At 50.5% G+C, this 14,315-nt stretch carries 26 protein-coding genes; 25 read left to right on the top strand and 1 reads right to left on the bottom strand.

All coding sequences use genetic code 11. The annotated features are described in order from the left end of the window. Positions 1–22 precede the first annotated feature (22 nt). The 4 genes from fusA to bfr all read left to right on the top strand — a co-directional run bounded on the left by fusA (position 23) and on the right by bfr (position 4,312). On the top strand, positions 23–2,137 hold the full coding sequence (gene fusA / locus L350_RS02740; protein ID WP_022649591.1) for an elongation factor G: 2,115 nt from the start codon (positions 23–25) through the stop codon (positions 2,135–2,137). Between the two features lie 69 nt (positions 2,138–2,206). After that, on the top strand, positions 2,207–3,391 hold the full coding sequence (tuf, locus tag L350_RS02745; RefSeq protein ID WP_017693880.1) for an elongation factor Tu: 1,185 nt from the start codon (positions 2,207–2,209) through the stop codon (positions 3,389–3,391). A 177-nt stretch (positions 3,392–3,568) separates the two neighbouring features. Continuing rightward, a complete protein-coding gene (gene bfd / locus L350_RS02750) occupies positions 3,569–3,763 on the top strand; it encodes a bacterioferritin-associated ferredoxin (protein WP_003863268.1) in 195 nt (64 codons plus the stop codon). Positions 3,764–3,835: 72 nt separating this feature from the next. Beyond that, positions 3,836–4,312 carry a bacterioferritin gene (bfr, locus tag L350_RS02755; protein ID WP_003863270.1) on the top strand — a complete coding sequence of 159 codons (477 nt, stop codon included), beginning with the start codon at positions 3,836–3,838 and terminating at the stop codon, positions 4,310–4,312. Here the strand turns inward: bfr and L350_RS02760 are convergent. Continuing rightward, positions 4,296–4,769, bottom strand: coding sequence for a prepilin peptidase (locus tag L350_RS02760; protein ID WP_023298758.1), 474 nt, complete (start codon positions 4,767–4,769; stop codon positions 4,296–4,298). The two genes, bfr and L350_RS02760, sit on opposite strands and share 17 nt — an antisense overlap. Positions 4,770–5,149: 380 nt before the next feature. On the opposite strand from L350_RS02760, the gene rpsJ reads away from it, so the two are divergent. The 21 genes from rpsJ to rplO all read left to right on the top strand — a co-directional run bounded on the left by rpsJ (position 5,150) and on the right by rplO (position 14,314). Further along, positions 5,150–5,461, top strand: a complete 312-nt coding sequence (rpsJ, locus tag L350_RS02765) for a 30S ribosomal protein S10 (protein ID WP_001181005.1) — start codon at positions 5,150–5,152, stop codon at positions 5,459–5,461. 32 nt (positions 5,462–5,493) lie between these two features. Continuing rightward, positions 5,494–6,123 carry a 50S ribosomal protein L3 gene (rplC, locus tag L350_RS02770; protein WP_006178923.1) on the top strand — a complete coding sequence of 210 codons (630 nt, stop codon included), beginning with the start codon at positions 5,494–5,496 and terminating at the stop codon, positions 6,121–6,123. Between the two features lie 10 nt (positions 6,124–6,133). After that, a complete protein-coding gene (gene rplD / locus L350_RS02775) occupies positions 6,134–6,739 on the top strand; it encodes a 50S ribosomal protein L4 (protein WP_000424395.1) in 606 nt (201 codons plus the stop codon). After that, entirely contained in the window at positions 6,736–7,038 is a 303-nt protein-coding gene (rplW, locus tag L350_RS02780) for a 50S ribosomal protein L23 (RefSeq protein ID WP_000617546.1), read from the top strand. The genes rplD and rplW overlap by 4 nt, the downstream gene beginning before the upstream one ends. A 17-nt stretch (positions 7,039–7,055) precedes the next feature. Further along, positions 7,056–7,877, top strand: a complete 822-nt coding sequence (rplB, locus tag L350_RS02785; protein ID WP_000301859.1) for a 50S ribosomal protein L2 — start codon at positions 7,056–7,058, stop codon at positions 7,875–7,877. A 16-nt stretch (positions 7,878–7,893) separates the two neighbouring features. Beyond that, complete coding sequence (gene rpsS / locus L350_RS02790; RefSeq protein WP_001138117.1) at positions 7,894–8,172, top strand: 30S ribosomal protein S19; 279 nt, start codon at positions 7,894–7,896, stop codon at positions 8,170–8,172. Positions 8,173–8,186: 14 nt separating this feature from the next. Continuing rightward, positions 8,187–8,519, top strand: coding sequence for a 50S ribosomal protein L22 (rplV, locus tag L350_RS02795; protein ID WP_002919773.1), 333 nt, complete (start codon positions 8,187–8,189; stop codon positions 8,517–8,519). A gap of 17 nt (positions 8,520–8,536) precedes the next feature. After that, positions 8,537–9,238 carry a 30S ribosomal protein S3 gene (rpsC, locus tag L350_RS02800; protein ID WP_000529945.1) on the top strand — a complete coding sequence of 234 codons (702 nt, stop codon included), beginning with the start codon at positions 8,537–8,539 and terminating at the stop codon, positions 9,236–9,238. 12 nt (positions 9,239–9,250) lie between these two features. Continuing rightward, on the top strand, positions 9,251–9,661 hold the full coding sequence (gene rplP / locus L350_RS02805; RefSeq protein WP_002919759.1) for a 50S ribosomal protein L16: 411 nt from the start codon (positions 9,251–9,253) through the stop codon (positions 9,659–9,661). Continuing rightward, positions 9,661–9,852 carry a 50S ribosomal protein L29 gene (gene rpmC, locus L350_RS02810; RefSeq protein WP_003863282.1) on the top strand — a complete coding sequence of 64 codons (192 nt, stop codon included), beginning with the start codon at positions 9,661–9,663 and terminating at the stop codon, positions 9,850–9,852. The genes rplP and rpmC overlap by 1 nt, the downstream gene beginning before the upstream one ends. Further along, positions 9,852–10,106, top strand: coding sequence for a 30S ribosomal protein S17 (gene rpsQ / locus L350_RS02815; protein ID WP_002438707.1), 255 nt, complete (start codon positions 9,852–9,854; stop codon positions 10,104–10,106). Before rpmC ends, rpsQ begins: the two co-directional genes overlap by 1 nt. A 166-nt stretch (positions 10,107–10,272) precedes the next feature. Continuing rightward, a complete protein-coding gene (rplN, locus tag L350_RS02820; RefSeq protein WP_002919748.1) occupies positions 10,273–10,644 on the top strand; it encodes a 50S ribosomal protein L14 in 372 nt (123 codons plus the stop codon). A 10-nt stretch (positions 10,645–10,654) separates the two neighbouring features. Beyond that, complete coding sequence (gene rplX, locus L350_RS02825; RefSeq protein ID WP_003863287.1) at positions 10,655–10,969, top strand: 50S ribosomal protein L24; 315 nt, start codon at positions 10,655–10,657, stop codon at positions 10,967–10,969. 14 nt (positions 10,970–10,983) lie between these two features. After that, positions 10,984–11,523, top strand: a complete 540-nt coding sequence (gene rplE, locus L350_RS02830; protein ID WP_022649589.1) for a 50S ribosomal protein L5 — start codon at positions 10,984–10,986, stop codon at positions 11,521–11,523. Positions 11,524–11,537: 14 nt separating this feature from the next. Further along, positions 11,538–11,843, top strand: a complete 306-nt coding sequence (rpsN, locus tag L350_RS02835) for a 30S ribosomal protein S14 (protein WP_003863291.1) — start codon at positions 11,538–11,540, stop codon at positions 11,841–11,843. A gap of 30 nt (positions 11,844–11,873) precedes the next feature. Further along, positions 11,874–12,266, top strand: coding sequence for a 30S ribosomal protein S8 (gene rpsH / locus L350_RS02840; RefSeq protein ID WP_006178918.1), 393 nt, complete (start codon positions 11,874–11,876; stop codon positions 12,264–12,266). 12 nt (positions 12,267–12,278) lie between these two features. Beyond that, positions 12,279–12,812: a 50S ribosomal protein L6 gene (rplF, locus tag L350_RS02845; protein WP_003863296.1), complete on the top strand. Its 534-nt coding sequence runs from the start codon at positions 12,279–12,281 to the stop codon at positions 12,810–12,812. 9 nt (positions 12,813–12,821) lie between these two features. Further along, the gene (gene rplR / locus L350_RS02850) at positions 12,822–13,175 is read left to right on the top strand and encodes a 50S ribosomal protein L18 (protein WP_003863297.1); all 354 of its coding nucleotides are present in this window, start codon (positions 12,822–12,824) and stop codon (positions 13,173–13,175) included. Between the two features lie 14 nt (positions 13,176–13,189). After that, positions 13,190–13,690 carry a 30S ribosomal protein S5 gene (gene rpsE, locus L350_RS02855; protein WP_003863299.1) on the top strand — a complete coding sequence of 167 codons (501 nt, stop codon included), beginning with the start codon at positions 13,190–13,192 and terminating at the stop codon, positions 13,688–13,690. A 6-nt stretch (positions 13,691–13,696) separates the two neighbouring features. After that, positions 13,697–13,876 (top strand): 50S ribosomal protein L30, encoded by a 180-nt coding sequence (gene rpmD / locus L350_RS02860; RefSeq protein WP_003863301.1) that lies wholly within the window; start codon positions 13,697–13,699, stop codon positions 13,874–13,876. Between the two features lie 3 nt (positions 13,877–13,879). After that, complete coding sequence (gene rplO, locus L350_RS02865) at positions 13,880–14,314, top strand: 50S ribosomal protein L15 (protein ID WP_014885468.1); 435 nt, start codon at positions 13,880–13,882, stop codon at positions 14,312–14,314. Position 14,315 lies beyond the last annotated feature (1 nt).

Here is a 14,315-nt window from a genome sequence, read left to right as displayed (position 1 = left end):
AAAGATATAAACGAGGAATCAAATGGCTCGTACAACACCCATCGCACGCTACCGTAACATCGGTATCAGTGCGCACATCGACGCCGGTAAAACCACTACTACCGAACGTATTCTGTTCTACACCGGTGTAAACCATAAAATCGGTGAAGTTCATGACGGCGCAGCCACCATGGACTGGATGGAACAGGAGCAGGAGCGTGGTATTACTATCACCTCCGCAGCGACTACTGCTTTCTGGTCAGGTATGGCTAAGCAGTACGAACCGCATCGCGTAAACATCATCGACACCCCAGGGCACGTTGACTTCACCATCGAAGTAGAACGTTCCATGCGTGTTCTTGACGGCGCGGTAATGGTTTATTGCGCAGTTGGTGGTGTTCAGCCACAGTCTGAAACCGTATGGCGTCAGGCTAACAAATATAAAGTTCCACGCATCGCGTTCGTTAACAAAATGGACCGTATGGGTGCTAACTTCCTGAAAGTTGTTGGCCAGATCAAAACCCGTCTGGGCGCGAACCCTGTTCCGCTTCAGCTGGCAATTGGTGCTGAAGAAGGCTTCACCGGTGTTATCGACCTGGTGAAAATGAAAGCCATCAACTGGAACGAAGCAGATGCGGGCGTTACCTTCGAATACGAAGATATCCCGGCAGAGATGCAGGACCTGGCTGACGAATGGCACCAGAACCTGATCGAATCCGCAGCAGAAGCTTCTGAAGAGCTGATGGAGAAATACCTGGGTGGTGAAGAACTGACTGAGCAAGAGATCAAATCTGCTCTGCGTCAGCGTGTTCTGAACAACGAAATCATCCTGGTAACCTGTGGTTCTGCGTTCAAGAACAAAGGTGTTCAGGCAATGCTGGATGCGGTAGTTGACTACCTGCCATCCCCGGTTGACGTTCCTGCGATCAACGGCATCCTGGACGACGGTAAAGATACTCCGGCTGAGCGTCACGCAAGTGATGACGAGCCGTTCTCTGCGCTGGCGTTCAAAATTGCTACCGACCCATTCGTGGGTAACCTGACCTTCTTCCGCGTTTACTCTGGTGTGGTTAACTCCGGTGACACCATCCTGAACTCCGTGAAATCGGCGCGTGAACGTTTTGGCCGTATCGTACAGATGCACGCTAACAAACGTGAAGAGATCAAAGAAGTTCGTGCGGGCGACATCGCTGCTGCTATCGGTCTGAAAGACGTGACTACTGGTGACACCCTGTGTGACCCGGATCACCCGATCATTCTGGAGCGTATGGAATTCCCTGAGCCGGTAATCTCCATCGCGGTTGAACCAAAAACCAAAGCTGACCAGGAAAAAATGGGTCTGGCTCTGGGCCGTCTGGCGAAAGAAGACCCATCATTCCGCGTATGGACTGATGAAGAATCTAACCAGACCATCATCGCTGGTATGGGTGAACTGCACCTGGACATCATCGTTGACCGTATGAAGCGTGAATTCAACGTTGAAGCGAACGTGGGTAAACCTCAGGTTGCTTACCGCGAAGCGATTCGCGCGAAAGTTACCGATGTTGAAGGTAAACACGCTAAGCAGTCTGGTGGTCGCGGTCAGTACGGTCACGTTGTGATCGACATGTACCCACTGGAGCCGGGCTCTAACCCTAAAGGTTACGAGTTCATCAACGACATCAAAGGTGGTGTAATTCCTGGCGAATACATCCCTGCCGTTGATAAAGGCATTCAGGAGCAGCTGAAAGCTGGTCCTCTGGCTGGTTACCCGGTTGTAGACATGGGTGTTCGTCTGCACTTCGGTTCTTACCACGACGTTGACTCCTCTGAACTGGCGTTTAAACTGGCTGCGTCTATTGCCTTTAAAGAAGGCTTTAAGAAAGCAAAACCAGTTCTGCTTGAGCCAATCATGAAGGTTGAAGTAGAAACTCCGGAAGAGAACACCGGTGACGTTATCGGTGACTTGAGCCGTCGTCGCGGTATGCTGCGTGGTCAGGAATCCGAAGTAACTGGCGTTAAGATCCACGCTGAAGTTCCGCTGTCTGAAATGTTCGGATATGCAACTCAGCTGCGTTCTCTGACCAAAGGTCGTGCATCATACACTATGGAATTCCTGAAGTATGATGATGCGCCGAACAACGTTGCTCAGGCCGTTATCGAAGCCCGTGGTAAGTAATCCACAGGATTAAAACCTAAGTCCCGTGCTCTCTCCGAAGGGGAGAGCACTATAGTAAGGAATATAGCCGTGTCTAAAGAAAAATTTGAACGTACAAAACCGCACGTCAACGTTGGTACTATCGGCCACGTTGACCATGGTAAAACTACCCTGACTGCTGCAATCACTACCGTACTGGCTAAAACCTACGGCGGTGCTGCTCGTGCTTTCGACCAGATCGATAACGCACCAGAAGAAAAAGCTCGTGGTATCACCATCAACACCTCTCACGTTGAGTATGACACCCCGACTCGCCACTACGCACACGTAGACTGCCCAGGCCACGCCGACTATGTTAAAAACATGATCACCGGTGCTGCGCAGATGGACGGCGCGATCCTGGTTGTTGCTGCGACTGACGGCCCTATGCCTCAGACTCGTGAGCACATCCTGCTGGGTCGTCAGGTAGGCGTTCCTTTCATCATCGTGTTCCTGAACAAATGCGACATGGTTGATGACGAAGAGCTGCTGGAACTGGTAGAGATGGAAGTTCGTGAACTGCTGTCTCAGTACGATTTCCCAGGCGACGACACTCCAATCGTTCGTGGTTCCGCGCTGAAAGCGCTGGAAGGCGAAGCAGAGTGGGAAGAGAAAATCATCGAACTGGCTGGCTACCTGGATTCTTACATCCCAGAACCAGAGCGTGCGATTGACAAGCCATTCCTGCTGCCAATCGAAGACGTATTCTCCATCTCCGGTCGTGGTACCGTTGTTACCGGTCGTGTAGAGCGCGGTATCATCAAAGTTGGTGAAGAAGTTGAAATCGTTGGTATCAAAGAGACTGCGAAGTCTACCTGTACTGGCGTTGAAATGTTCCGCAAACTGCTGGACGAAGGCCGTGCTGGTGAGAACGTTGGTGTTCTGCTGCGTGGTATCAAGCGTGAAGAAATCGAACGTGGTCAGGTTCTGGCGAAGCCAGGCTCAATCAAGCCACACACCAAGTTCGAATCTGAAGTGTACATTCTGTCCAAAGACGAAGGCGGCCGTCATACTCCGTTCTTCAAAGGCTACCGTCCACAGTTCTACTTCCGTACAACTGACGTGACCGGTACCATCGAACTGCCAGAAGGCGTAGAGATGGTAATGCCAGGCGACAACATCAAGATGGTTGTGACTCTGATCCACCCAATCGCGATGGATGACGGTCTGCGTTTCGCAATCCGTGAAGGCGGCCGTACCGTTGGCGCGGGCGTTGTTGCTAAAGTTCTGGGCTAATTAATTATCCCTGAAATAAAAAGGACGCTTCGGCGTCCTTTTTTGTTTTCTGCCGTTGGGCATTGTCATAAAAATTCGCATTTTTTGCTTTCTCCCGCCACGTATTCCGACGCCCGTGCTATTGTAATCATAACCATTCTCACTTACACTTTGCGCATATTTTGAACGGGAGTCTTTATGTACGTTTGTTTATGTAATGGTGTAAGCGACAAAAAAATTCGTCAGGCCGTTCGCCAGTTTCAACCACAATCTTTCCAGCAGCTTCGTAAGTTTGTTCCGGTGGGAAATCAATGCGGTAAATGCGTTCGCGCAGCGCGTGAGATCATGCAGGACGAACTGATGCAGATCCCGGAATTCAAAGAGATCGCGTAAGCCTCCATCTTTTTTTTGACATCCCCGTAGCCCGATCTACGCTTCAATGAGTGGAAGCGGAGGGACTATATAATGAAAGGTGATGTTAAAATCATAAGTTATCTCAATAAATTATTGGGAAATGAGCTTGTCGCAATCAATCAGTATTTTCTCCATGCAAGAATGTTCAAAAACTGGGGACTGACTCGCCTCAACGATGTTGAATACCATGAGTCCATTGATGAAATGAAACACGCCGATAAATATATTGAGCGTATTTTATTCCTCGAAGGCATTCCTAACCTACAGGATCTCGGAAAACTGGGCATCGGAGAAGATGTTGAAGAGATGCTGCGTTCTGATCTCCGGCTAGAGCTGGAGGGTGCAAAAGACCTGCGTGAAGCCATTGCCTATGCAGACAGCGTACATGACTACGTCAGCCGGGATATGATGATCCAGATCCTGGCCGATGAAGAAGGGCACATCGACTGGCTTGAGACCGAACTGGATCTCATTAGCAAAATTGGCCTACAGAACTACCTTCAGTCTCAGATCAAAGTGGAAAGTTAATCAGGCTTTCCCAGCCAACGCATAAACCCGCTGCCGCCAGAAATGGCCCAAAAGGCAGTGGGTTTTTTAATGCCTGCTTATCAGGGTTGAACAACGAGAAACCAACCAGATACAGCAGAGCCATTAACGCGGCCACTAATGCCAGTACTGGCAGTACACACCAGCCATGCCATGCTCCCAGCGCCGCCAGATATTTTATGTCGCCATACCCCATCCCTTCACATCGGCAGATGAGTCGATATCCCCAATAGATAACGGCGAATCCGGCGTATCCTGCGGTCGCACCCAGTACCGCGCTCGGCAAAAAATCAGGATGAAGACAAAGCTGGTAGAGCAGGCCCGTCCATAGCAGCGGGCAAAGGAATTTATCGGGAAGCAGCCCCGTGCGAATATCGGTGCGTACAAGCAAGGCCGATAACGCAAAATAGATCAGCAGAAAGGGGAGGGACATTAGCATAGCGAGAGCCTCAAAATGGTTTGAGCGCATACTCGTAATAATCAGCATGCCCGGCAATGTGTAAAAACACCAATTGCGCAGCGGCTTCAGACAAAGAGTTGTGAAGGGATACTTTGCATAAAAAATTGCGAGGCCTTACGCAGAGTACGACTTTGGCGCTTAATTTCTAAACGGCACTTGCGTCTTTCGCTGATTTACGTATAATGCGCGGGCTTGTCGTAATTGACGGCGGGTTCAATCTGAACCAGAGTAGCTCACTTTGTTACTCAACAATGCTCCCAATTGGGGAGCTACGTAAGAACGGTTACACTCTCCCATCAATCGTAATGGGTTTGAGGAGTAATCATTTTCGTTTATAAAATAATTGGAGCTCTGGTCTCATGCAGAACCAAAGAATCCGTATCCGCCTTAAAGCGTTTGATCATCGTCTGATCGATCAATCAACCGCGGAAATCGTCGAGACTGCTAAGCGCACTGGTGCGCAAGTCCGTGGTCCGATCCCGCTGCCGACCCGCAAAGAGCGCTTTACCGTTCTGATCTCTCCGCACGTTAACAAAGATGCGCGTGATCAGTACGAGATCCGCACTCACAAGCGTCTGGTTGACATCGTTGAGCCAACTGAGAAAACCGTTGATGCTCTGATGCGTCTGGATCTGGCTGCCGGTGTAGACGTGCAGATCAGCCTGGGTTAATCAGGTCATCGAGCGATTGAGAGGTTGATACAATGATTGGTTTAGTCGGTAAAAAAGTGGGCATGACCCGCATCTTCACTGAAGATGGCGTTTCAATCCCAGTAACCGTAATCGAAGTTGAAGCAAACCGCGTTACCCAGGTTAAAGATCTGGCTAACGATGGCTACCGCGCTGTTCAGGTGACCACTGGTGCTAAAAAAGCTAACCGTGTAACCAAACCAGAAGCGGGTCACTTCGCTAAAGCTGGCGTAGAAGCTGGCCGTGGTCTGTGGGAATTCCGTCTTGCTGAAGGCGAAGAGTTCACCGTAGGTCAGGACATTAGCGTTGAGCTGTTTGCTGACGTTAAAAAAGTTGACGTAACCGGTACCTCTAAAGGTAAAGGTTTTGCTGGTACCGTTAAGCGCTGGAACTTCCGTACCCAGGACGCTACTCACGGTAACTCCTTGTCTCACCGCGTTCCGGGTTCTATCGGTCAGAACCAGACTCCGGGCAAAGTGTTCAAAGGCAAGAAAATGGCAGGTCAGCTGGGCAACGAACGTGTAACCGTTCAGAGCCTGGACGTAGTACGTGTTGACGCTGAGCGCAACCTGCTGCTGGTTAAAGGTGCGGTCCCGGGTGCAACCGGTAGCGACCTGATCGTTAAACCAGCTGTGAAGGCGTAAGGGGATAGCAATGGAATTAGTATTGAAAGACGCGCAGAGCGCGCTGACTGTTTCCGAAACTACCTTCGGTCGTGATTTCAACGAAGCGCTGGTTCACCAGGTTGTTGTTGCTTATGCAGCTGGTGCTCGTCAGGGTACTCGTGCTCAGAAGACTCGTGCTGAAGTAACTGGTTCAGGCAAAAAGCCATGGCGCCAGAAAGGTACCGGCCGTGCGCGTTCAGGTTCTATCAAGAGCCCGATCTGGCGTTCAGGTGGCGTGACCTTCGCTGCGCGTCCACAGGACCACAGTCAAAAAGTTAACAAAAAGATGTACCGCGGCGCGCTGAAAAGCATCCTGTCCGAACTGGTACGTCAGGATCGTCTGATCGTTGTCGAGAAGTTCTCTGTTGAAGCGCCTAAAACTAAGCTGCTGGCACAGAAACTGAAAGACATGGCTCTGGAAGATGTGCTGATCATCACCGGTGAGCTGGACGAGAACCTGTTCCTGGCCGCGCGTAACCTGCACAAGGTTGACGTACGCGACGCGACTGGTATCGACCCGGTTAGCCTGATCGCCTTCGACAAAGTCGTAATGACTGCTGATGCTGTTAAGCAAGTTGAGGAGATGCTGGCATGATTCGTGAAGAACGTCTGCTGAAGGTGCTGCGCGCACCGCACGTTTCTGAAAAAGCGTCTACTGCGATGGAAAAAACAAACACCATCGTTCTCAAAGTTGCTAAAGACGCGACCAAAGCAGAGATCAAAGCTGCTGTGCAGAAACTGTTTGAAGTCGAAGTCGAAGTCGTTAACACCCTGGTAGTTAAAGGGAAAGTTAAACGTCACGGACAGCGTATCGGTCGTCGTAGCGACTGGAAAAAAGCTTACGTCACCCTGAAAGAAGGCCAGAACCTGGACTTCGTTGGCGGCGCTGAGTAAGTCGGAGGAGTAATACAATGGCAGTTGTTAAATGTAAACCGACATCTCCGGGTCGTCGCCACGTAGTTAAAGTGGTTAACCCTGAGCTGCACAAGGGCAAACCTTTTGCTCCGTTGCTGGAAAAAAACAGCAAATCCGGTGGTCGTAACAACAATGGCCGTATCACCACTCGTCACATCGGTGGTGGCCACAAGCAGGCTTATCGTATTGTTGACTTCAAACGCAACAAAGACGGTATCCCAGCAGTTGTTGAGCGTCTTGAGTACGATCCGAACCGTTCCGCGAACATCGCGCTGGTTCTGTACAAAGATGGCGAACGCCGTTACATCCTGGCCCCTAAAGGCCTGAAAGCTGGCGACCAGATTCAGTCTGGCGTTGATGCTGCAATCAAAGCAGGCAACACCCTGCCGATGCGCAATATCCCGGTTGGTTCTACCGTTCATAACGTAGAAATGAAACCAGGTAAAGGCGGTCAGCTGGCGCGTTCCGCGGGTACTTACGTTCAGATCGTTGCGCGTGACGGTGCTTATGTCACCCTGCGTCTGCGTTCTGGTGAAATGCGTAAAGTCGAAGCAGACTGCCGCGCTACTCTGGGCGAAGTTGGCAATGCTGAGCATATGCTGCGCGTTCTGGGTAAAGCTGGTGCTGCACGCTGGCGTGGTGTTCGTCCTACCGTTCGCGGTACTGCGATGAACCCAGTCGATCACCCACATGGTGGTGGTGAAGGTCGTAACTTTGGTAAGCACCCGGTAACTCCGTGGGGCGTTCAGACCAAAGGTAAGAAGACCCGCAGCAACAAGCGTACTGATAAATTTATCGTACGTCGCCGTAGCAAATAATTTTAGAGGATAAGCCATGCCACGTTCTCTCAAGAAAGGTCCTTTTATTGACCTGCACTTGCTGAAGAAGGTAGAGAAAGCGGTGGAAAGCGGAGACAAGAAGCCCCTGCGCACTTGGTCCCGTCGTTCAACGATCTTTCCTAACATGATCGGTTTGACCATCGCTGTCCATAATGGTCGTCAGCACGTTCCAGTCTTTGTTACCGACGAAATGGTTGGTCACAAACTGGGTGAATTCGCACCGACTCGTACTTATCGCGGCCACGCTGCTGATAAAAAAGCGAAGAAGAAATAAGGTAGGAGGAAGAGATGGAAACTTTAGCTCAACATCGCCATGCTCGTTCTTCTGCACAGAAGGTTCGCCTTGTTGCTGACCTGATTCGCGGTAAGAAAGTGTCGCAGGCCCTGGACATCCTGACCTATACCAACAAGAAAGCTGCGGTATTGGTCAAGAAAGTACTGGAATCTGCCATTGCTAACGCTGAACACAACGATGGCGCTGACATCGACGATCTGAAAGTCGCGAAAATTTTCGTAGATGAAGGCCCAAGCATGAAGCGCATTATGCCGCGTGCGAAAGGTCGTGCAGATCGCATCCTGAAGCGCACCAGCCACATTACTGTGGTTGTGTCCGATCGCTGAGACTCTGGAGACTAGCAATGGGTCAGAAAGTACATCCTAATGGTATTCGCCTGGGTATTGTAAAACCATGGAACTCTACCTGGTTTGCGAACACCAAAGAATTCGCTGACAACCTGGACAGCGATTTTAAAGTACGTCAGTACCTGACTAAGGAACTGGCTAAAGCGTCTGTATCTCGTATCGTTATCGAGCGTCCAGCTAAGAGCATCCGTGTGACTATTCACACTGCTCGCCCTGGTATCGTTATCGGTAAGAAAGGCGAAGACGTAGAAAAACTGCGCAAGGTCGTAGCGGATATCGCTGGCGTTCCTGCACAGATCAATATCGCTGAAGTTCGTAAGCCTGAACTGGACGCTAAATTGGTTGCTGACAGCATCACTTCTCAGCTGGAACGTCGTGTTATGTTCCGTCGTGCTATGAAGCGTGCTGTACAGAACGCAATGCGTCTGGGCGCTAAGGGTATCAAAGTTGAAGTTAGCGGCCGTCTGGGCGGCGCGGAAATCGCACGTACCGAATGGTACCGCGAAGGTCGCGTACCGCTGCACACTCTGCGTGCTGACATCGACTACAACACCTCTGAAGCGCACACCACTTACGGTGTAATCGGCGTTAAGGTATGGATCTTCAAAGGTGAGATCCTGGGTGGTATGGCTGCTGTTGAACAACCGGAAAAACCGGCTGCTCAACCTAAAAAGCAGCAGCGTAAAGGCCGTAAATAAGGAGCGTCGCTGATGTTACAACCAAAGCGTACAAAATTCCGTAAAGTGCACAAAGGCCGCAACCGTGGTCTGGCGCAGGGTACGGATGTTAGCTTCGGCACTTTCGGTCTGAAAGCTGTTGGCCGTGGTCGTCTGACTGCACGTCAGATCGAAGCAGCACGTCGTGCAATGACCCGTGCAGTTAAGCGTCAAGGTAAGATCTGGATCCGTGTATTCCCGGACAAACCGATCACCGAGAAGCCACTGGAAGTTCGTATGGGTAAAGGTAAAGGTAACGTGGAGTACTGGGTTGCCTTGATCCAACCGGGCAAAGTCCTTTATGAAATGGACGGTGTTCCGGAAGAGCTGGCCCGTGAAGCCTTCGGCCTGGCAGCAGCGAAACTGCCTATCAAAACCACCTTTGTAACTAAGACGGTGATGTAATGAAAGCAAAAGAGCTGCGTGAAAAAAGCGTTGAAGAGCTGAACGCTGAGCTGCTGAACCTGCTGCGTGAGCAGTTCAACCTGCGTATGCAGGCTGCAAGTGGCCAGCTGCAACAGACTCACCTGCTGAAGCAAGTGCGTCGCAATGTTGCGCGCGTTAAGACTTTACTGACTCAGAAGGCGGGTGCGTAATGACCGATAAAATCCGTACTCTGCAAGGTCGTGTTGTTAGCGATAAAATGGAGAAATCCATTGTTGTAGCTATCGAACGTTTTGTGAAACACCCGATCTACGGTAAATTCATCAAGCGTACGACCAAACTGCACGTACATGACGAGAACAACGAATGTGGTATCGGCGACAAGGTTGAAATCCGTGAATGCCGTCCACTGTCCAAGACTAAGTCCTGGACGCTGGTTCGCGTTGTAGAGAAAGCGGTTCTGTAATAGAGTACGCATTCTCAATACGAATAAACGGCTCAGCAATGAGCCGTTTATTTTTTCTACCCATATTGCAGAAGCGGTGTTATAATGCCGCGCCCTCGATATGGGGCTTTTTAACGGCTCTGATTTTAGAGTCTCAGGTAGTAGTTGACATTAGCGGAGCACTAAAATGATCCAAGAACAGACTATGCTGAACGTCGCCGACAACTCCGGTGCACGTCGCGTAATGTGTATCAAGGTTCTGGGTGGCTCGCACCGTCGCTACGCAGGCGTAGGCGACATCATCAAGATCACCATCAAGGAAGCAATTCCACGTGGTAAGGTCAAAAAAGGTGATGTGCTGAAGGCGGTAGTGGTGCGCACCAAGAAGGGTGTTCGTCGCCCTGACGGTTCTGTCATTCGCTTCGATGGTAATGCATGCGTTATTTTAAACAATAACAGCGAGCAGCCTATCGGCACGCGTATCTTTGGGCCGGTAACTCGTGAACTTCGTACTGAGAAGTTCATGAAAATTATCTCTCTGGCACCAGAAGTACTCTAAGGAGCGAATCATGGCAGCGAAAATCCGTCGTGATGACGAAGTTATCGTGTTAACCGGTAAAGATAAAGGTAAACGCGGTAAAGTAAAAAATGTTCTGTCTTCCGGCAAACTCGTCGTTGAAGGTATCAACCTGGTTAAGAAACATCAGAAGCCGGTTCCGGCCCTGAACCAACCAGGCGGCATCGTTGAAAAAGAAGCTGCTATTCAGGTTTCTAACGTTGCAATCTTCAATGCGGCTACCGGTAAGGCTGACCGTGTAGGCTTTAGATTCGAAGACGGCAAAAAAGTCCGTTTCTTCAAGTCTAACAGCGAAACTATCAAGTAATTTGGAGTAGTACGATGGCGAAACTGCATGATTACTACAAAGACGAAGTAGTTAACAAACTCATGACTGAGTTTAGCTACAATTCTGTCATGCAAGTCCCTCGGGTCGAGAAGATCACCCTGAACATGGGTGTTGGTGAAGCGATCGCTGACAAGAAACTGCTGGATAACGCAGCAGCTGACCTGACAGCAATCTCCGGTCAAAAACCGCTGATCACCAAAGCACGCAAATCTGTTGCAGGCTTCAAAATCCGTCAGGGCTATCCGATCGGCTGTAAAGTAACTCTGCGTGGCGAACGCATGTGGGAGTTCCTTGAGCGCCTGATCACTATTGCTGTTCCACGTATCCGTGACTTCCGTGGCTTGTCCGCTAAGTCTTTCGACGGTCGTGGTAACTACAGCATGGGTGTCCGTGAGCAGATCATCTTCCCAGAAATCGACTACGATAAAGTCGACCGCGTGCGTGGTTTGGATATTACCATTACCACTACTGCGAAATCTGATGAAGAAGGCCGTGCTCTGCTGGCTGCCTTTGACTTCCCGTTCCGCAAGTAAGGTAGGGTTACTGAATGGCTAAGCAATCAATGAAAGCACGCGAAGTAAAGCGCGTAGCTTTAGCTGATAAATTCTTCGCTAAACGCGCTGAACTGAAAGCGATCATTTCTGATGTGAACGCTTCCGACGAAGATCGTTGGAATGCGGTTCTCAAGCTGCAGTCTCTGCCGCGTGATTCCAGCCCGTCTCGTCAGCGTAACCGCTGTCGTCAAACAGGTCGTCCACATGGTTATGTGGGCAAGTTTGGGTTGAGCCGTATCAAACTGCGTGAAGCCGCCATGCGCGGTGAAGTACCAGGCTTGAAAAAGGCTAGCTGGTAATTACCAATTGAATCACGGGAGTAAAGACAGATGAGCATGCAAGATCCGATCGCGGATATGCTGACCCGTATCCGTAACGGTCAGGCCGCGAACAAAGTTGCGGTCACCATGCCTTCCGCCAAGCTGAAAGTGGCAATTGCCAACGTGCTGAAGGAAGAAGGTTTTATCGAAGATTTTAAAGTTGAAGGCGACACCAAGCCGGAACTGGAACTTACTCTCAAGTATTTCCAGGGTAAAGCTGTTGTAGAAAGCATTCAGCGTGTCAGCCGCCCAGGCCTGCGCATCTATAAGAAAAAAGATGAGCTGCCAAAAGTAATGGCTGGTCTTGGTATCGCAGTTGTTTCTACCTCTAAAGGTGTTATGACTGATCGTGCAGCGCGCCAGGCTGGTCTTGGTGGCGAAATTATCTGCTACGTAGCCTAATCGGAGGAAAGAATGTCTCGTGTTGCTAAAGCACCGGTCGTTATTCCTGCCGGCGTTGATGTCAAAATCGACGGTCAGGTTATTACGATCAAAGGTAAAAACGGCGAGCTGACTCGTACCCTCAACAAAGCTGTTGAAGTTAAACATGCAGATAACGCTCTGACCTTCGGTCCACGTGATGGTTTCGTGGATGGATGGGCTCAGGCTGGTACCGCGCGTGCCCTGCTGAACTCAATGGTTGTTGGTGTTACCGAAGGCTTCACTAAAAAGCTTCAGCTGGTTGGTGTAGGTTATCGTGCAGCTATCAAAGGGAATGCAGTAGGCCTGTCTCTGGGCTTCTCACACCCTGTTGAGCATCCGCTGCCGGCCGGAATCACTGCAGAATGCCCGACTCAGACTGAAATCGTGCTGAAAGGCGCTGATAAACAGCTGATCGGTCAGGTTGCAGCAGATCTGCGCGCCTACCGTCGTCCTGAGCCTTATAAAGGCAAGGGTGTTCGTTACGCCGACGAAGTCGTGCGTACCAAAGAGGCTAAGAAGAAGTAAGGTAACACTATGGATAAGAAATCTGCTCGTATCCGTCGTGCGACCCGCGCACGCCGCAAGCTCAAAGAGCTGGGTGCAACTCGCCTGGTGGTACATCGTACCCCGCGTCATATTTACGCACAGGTAATTGCACCGAACGGTTCTGAAGTTCTGGTAGCTGCTTCTACTGTAGAAAAAGCTATCTCAGAACAATTGAAGTATACCGGTAACAAAGACGCCGCTGCAGCTGTAGGTAAAGCTGTTGCAGAACGCGCTCTGGAAAAAGGCATCAGCAATGTTTCCTTTGACCGTTCCGGGTTCCAATATCATGGTCGTGTCCAGGCACTGGCAGATGCTGCCCGTGAAGCTGGCCTTCAGTTCTAAGGTAGAGGTGTAAGATGGCTCACATCGAAAAACAGGCTGGCGAACTGCAGGAAAAGCTGATCGCGGTAAACCGCGTATCTAAAACCGTTAAAGGTGGTCGTATTTTCTCCTTCACAGCTCTGACTGTAGTGGGTGATGGTAACGGTCGCGTTGGTTTTGGTTACGGTAAAGCGCGTGAAGTTCCAGCAGCGATCCAGAAAGCGATGGAAAAAGCCCGTCGCAATATGATTAACGTCGCGCTGAACAACGGTACCCTGCAACACCCAGTTAAAGGTGTTCACACGGGTTCTCGTGTATTCATGCAGCCAGCTTCCGAAGGTACCGGTATCATCGCCGGTGGTGCAATGCGCGCCGTTCTGGAAGTTGCTGGAGTTCATAACGTTCTGGCTAAAGCATATGGTTCCACCAACCCGATCAACGTGGTTCGTGCAACTATTGATGGCCTGGAAAATATGAATTCTCCAGAAATGGTCGCTGCCAAGCGTGGTAAATCCGTTGAAGAAATTCTGGGGTAATTGACCATGGCAAAGACTATTAAAATCACTCAAACCCGCAGTGCAATCGGTCGTCTGCCGAAACACAAGGCAACGCTGCTTGGCCTGGGTCTGCGTCGTATTGGTCATACCGTTGAGCGCGAGGATACTCCTGCTGTTCGTGGTATGGTCAACGCGGTTTACTTCATGGTTAAAGTTGAGGAGTAAGAGATGCGTTTAAATACTCTGTCTCCGGCCGAAGGCTCTAAAAAGGCGGGTAAACGCCTGGGTCGTGGTATCGGTTCTGGCCTCGGCAAAACCGGTGGTCGTGGTCACAAAGGTCAGAACTCTCGTTCTGGCGGTGGCGTACGTCGCGGTTTCGAGGGTGGCCAGATGCCACTGTACCGTCGTCTGCCGAAGTTCGGCTTCACCTCTCGCAAAGCAGCGATTACAGCGGAAATCCGTCTGTCTGACCTGGCGAAAGTTGAAGGCGGCGTTGTAGACCTGAATACGCTGAAAGCGGCTAACATTATCGGCATCCAGATCGAGTTCGCGAAAGTGATCCTGTCTGGTGAAGTTTCTACTCCGGTAACTGTTCGTGGCCTGCGTGTTACTAAAGGTGCTCGTGCTGCTATCGAAGCTGCTGGCGGTAAAATTGAGGAATAAG

The organism is Enterobacter sp. MGH 4 (assembly GCF_000534735.1).
In the GTDB taxonomy this organism is placed as follows: domain Bacteria; phylum Pseudomonadota; class Gammaproteobacteria; order Enterobacterales; family Enterobacteriaceae; genus Enterobacter; species Enterobacter intestinihominis.
The sequence above is the reverse complement of the archived record's forward strand: the minus strand, read 5'-3'. Positions and strand labels throughout refer to the sequence as shown.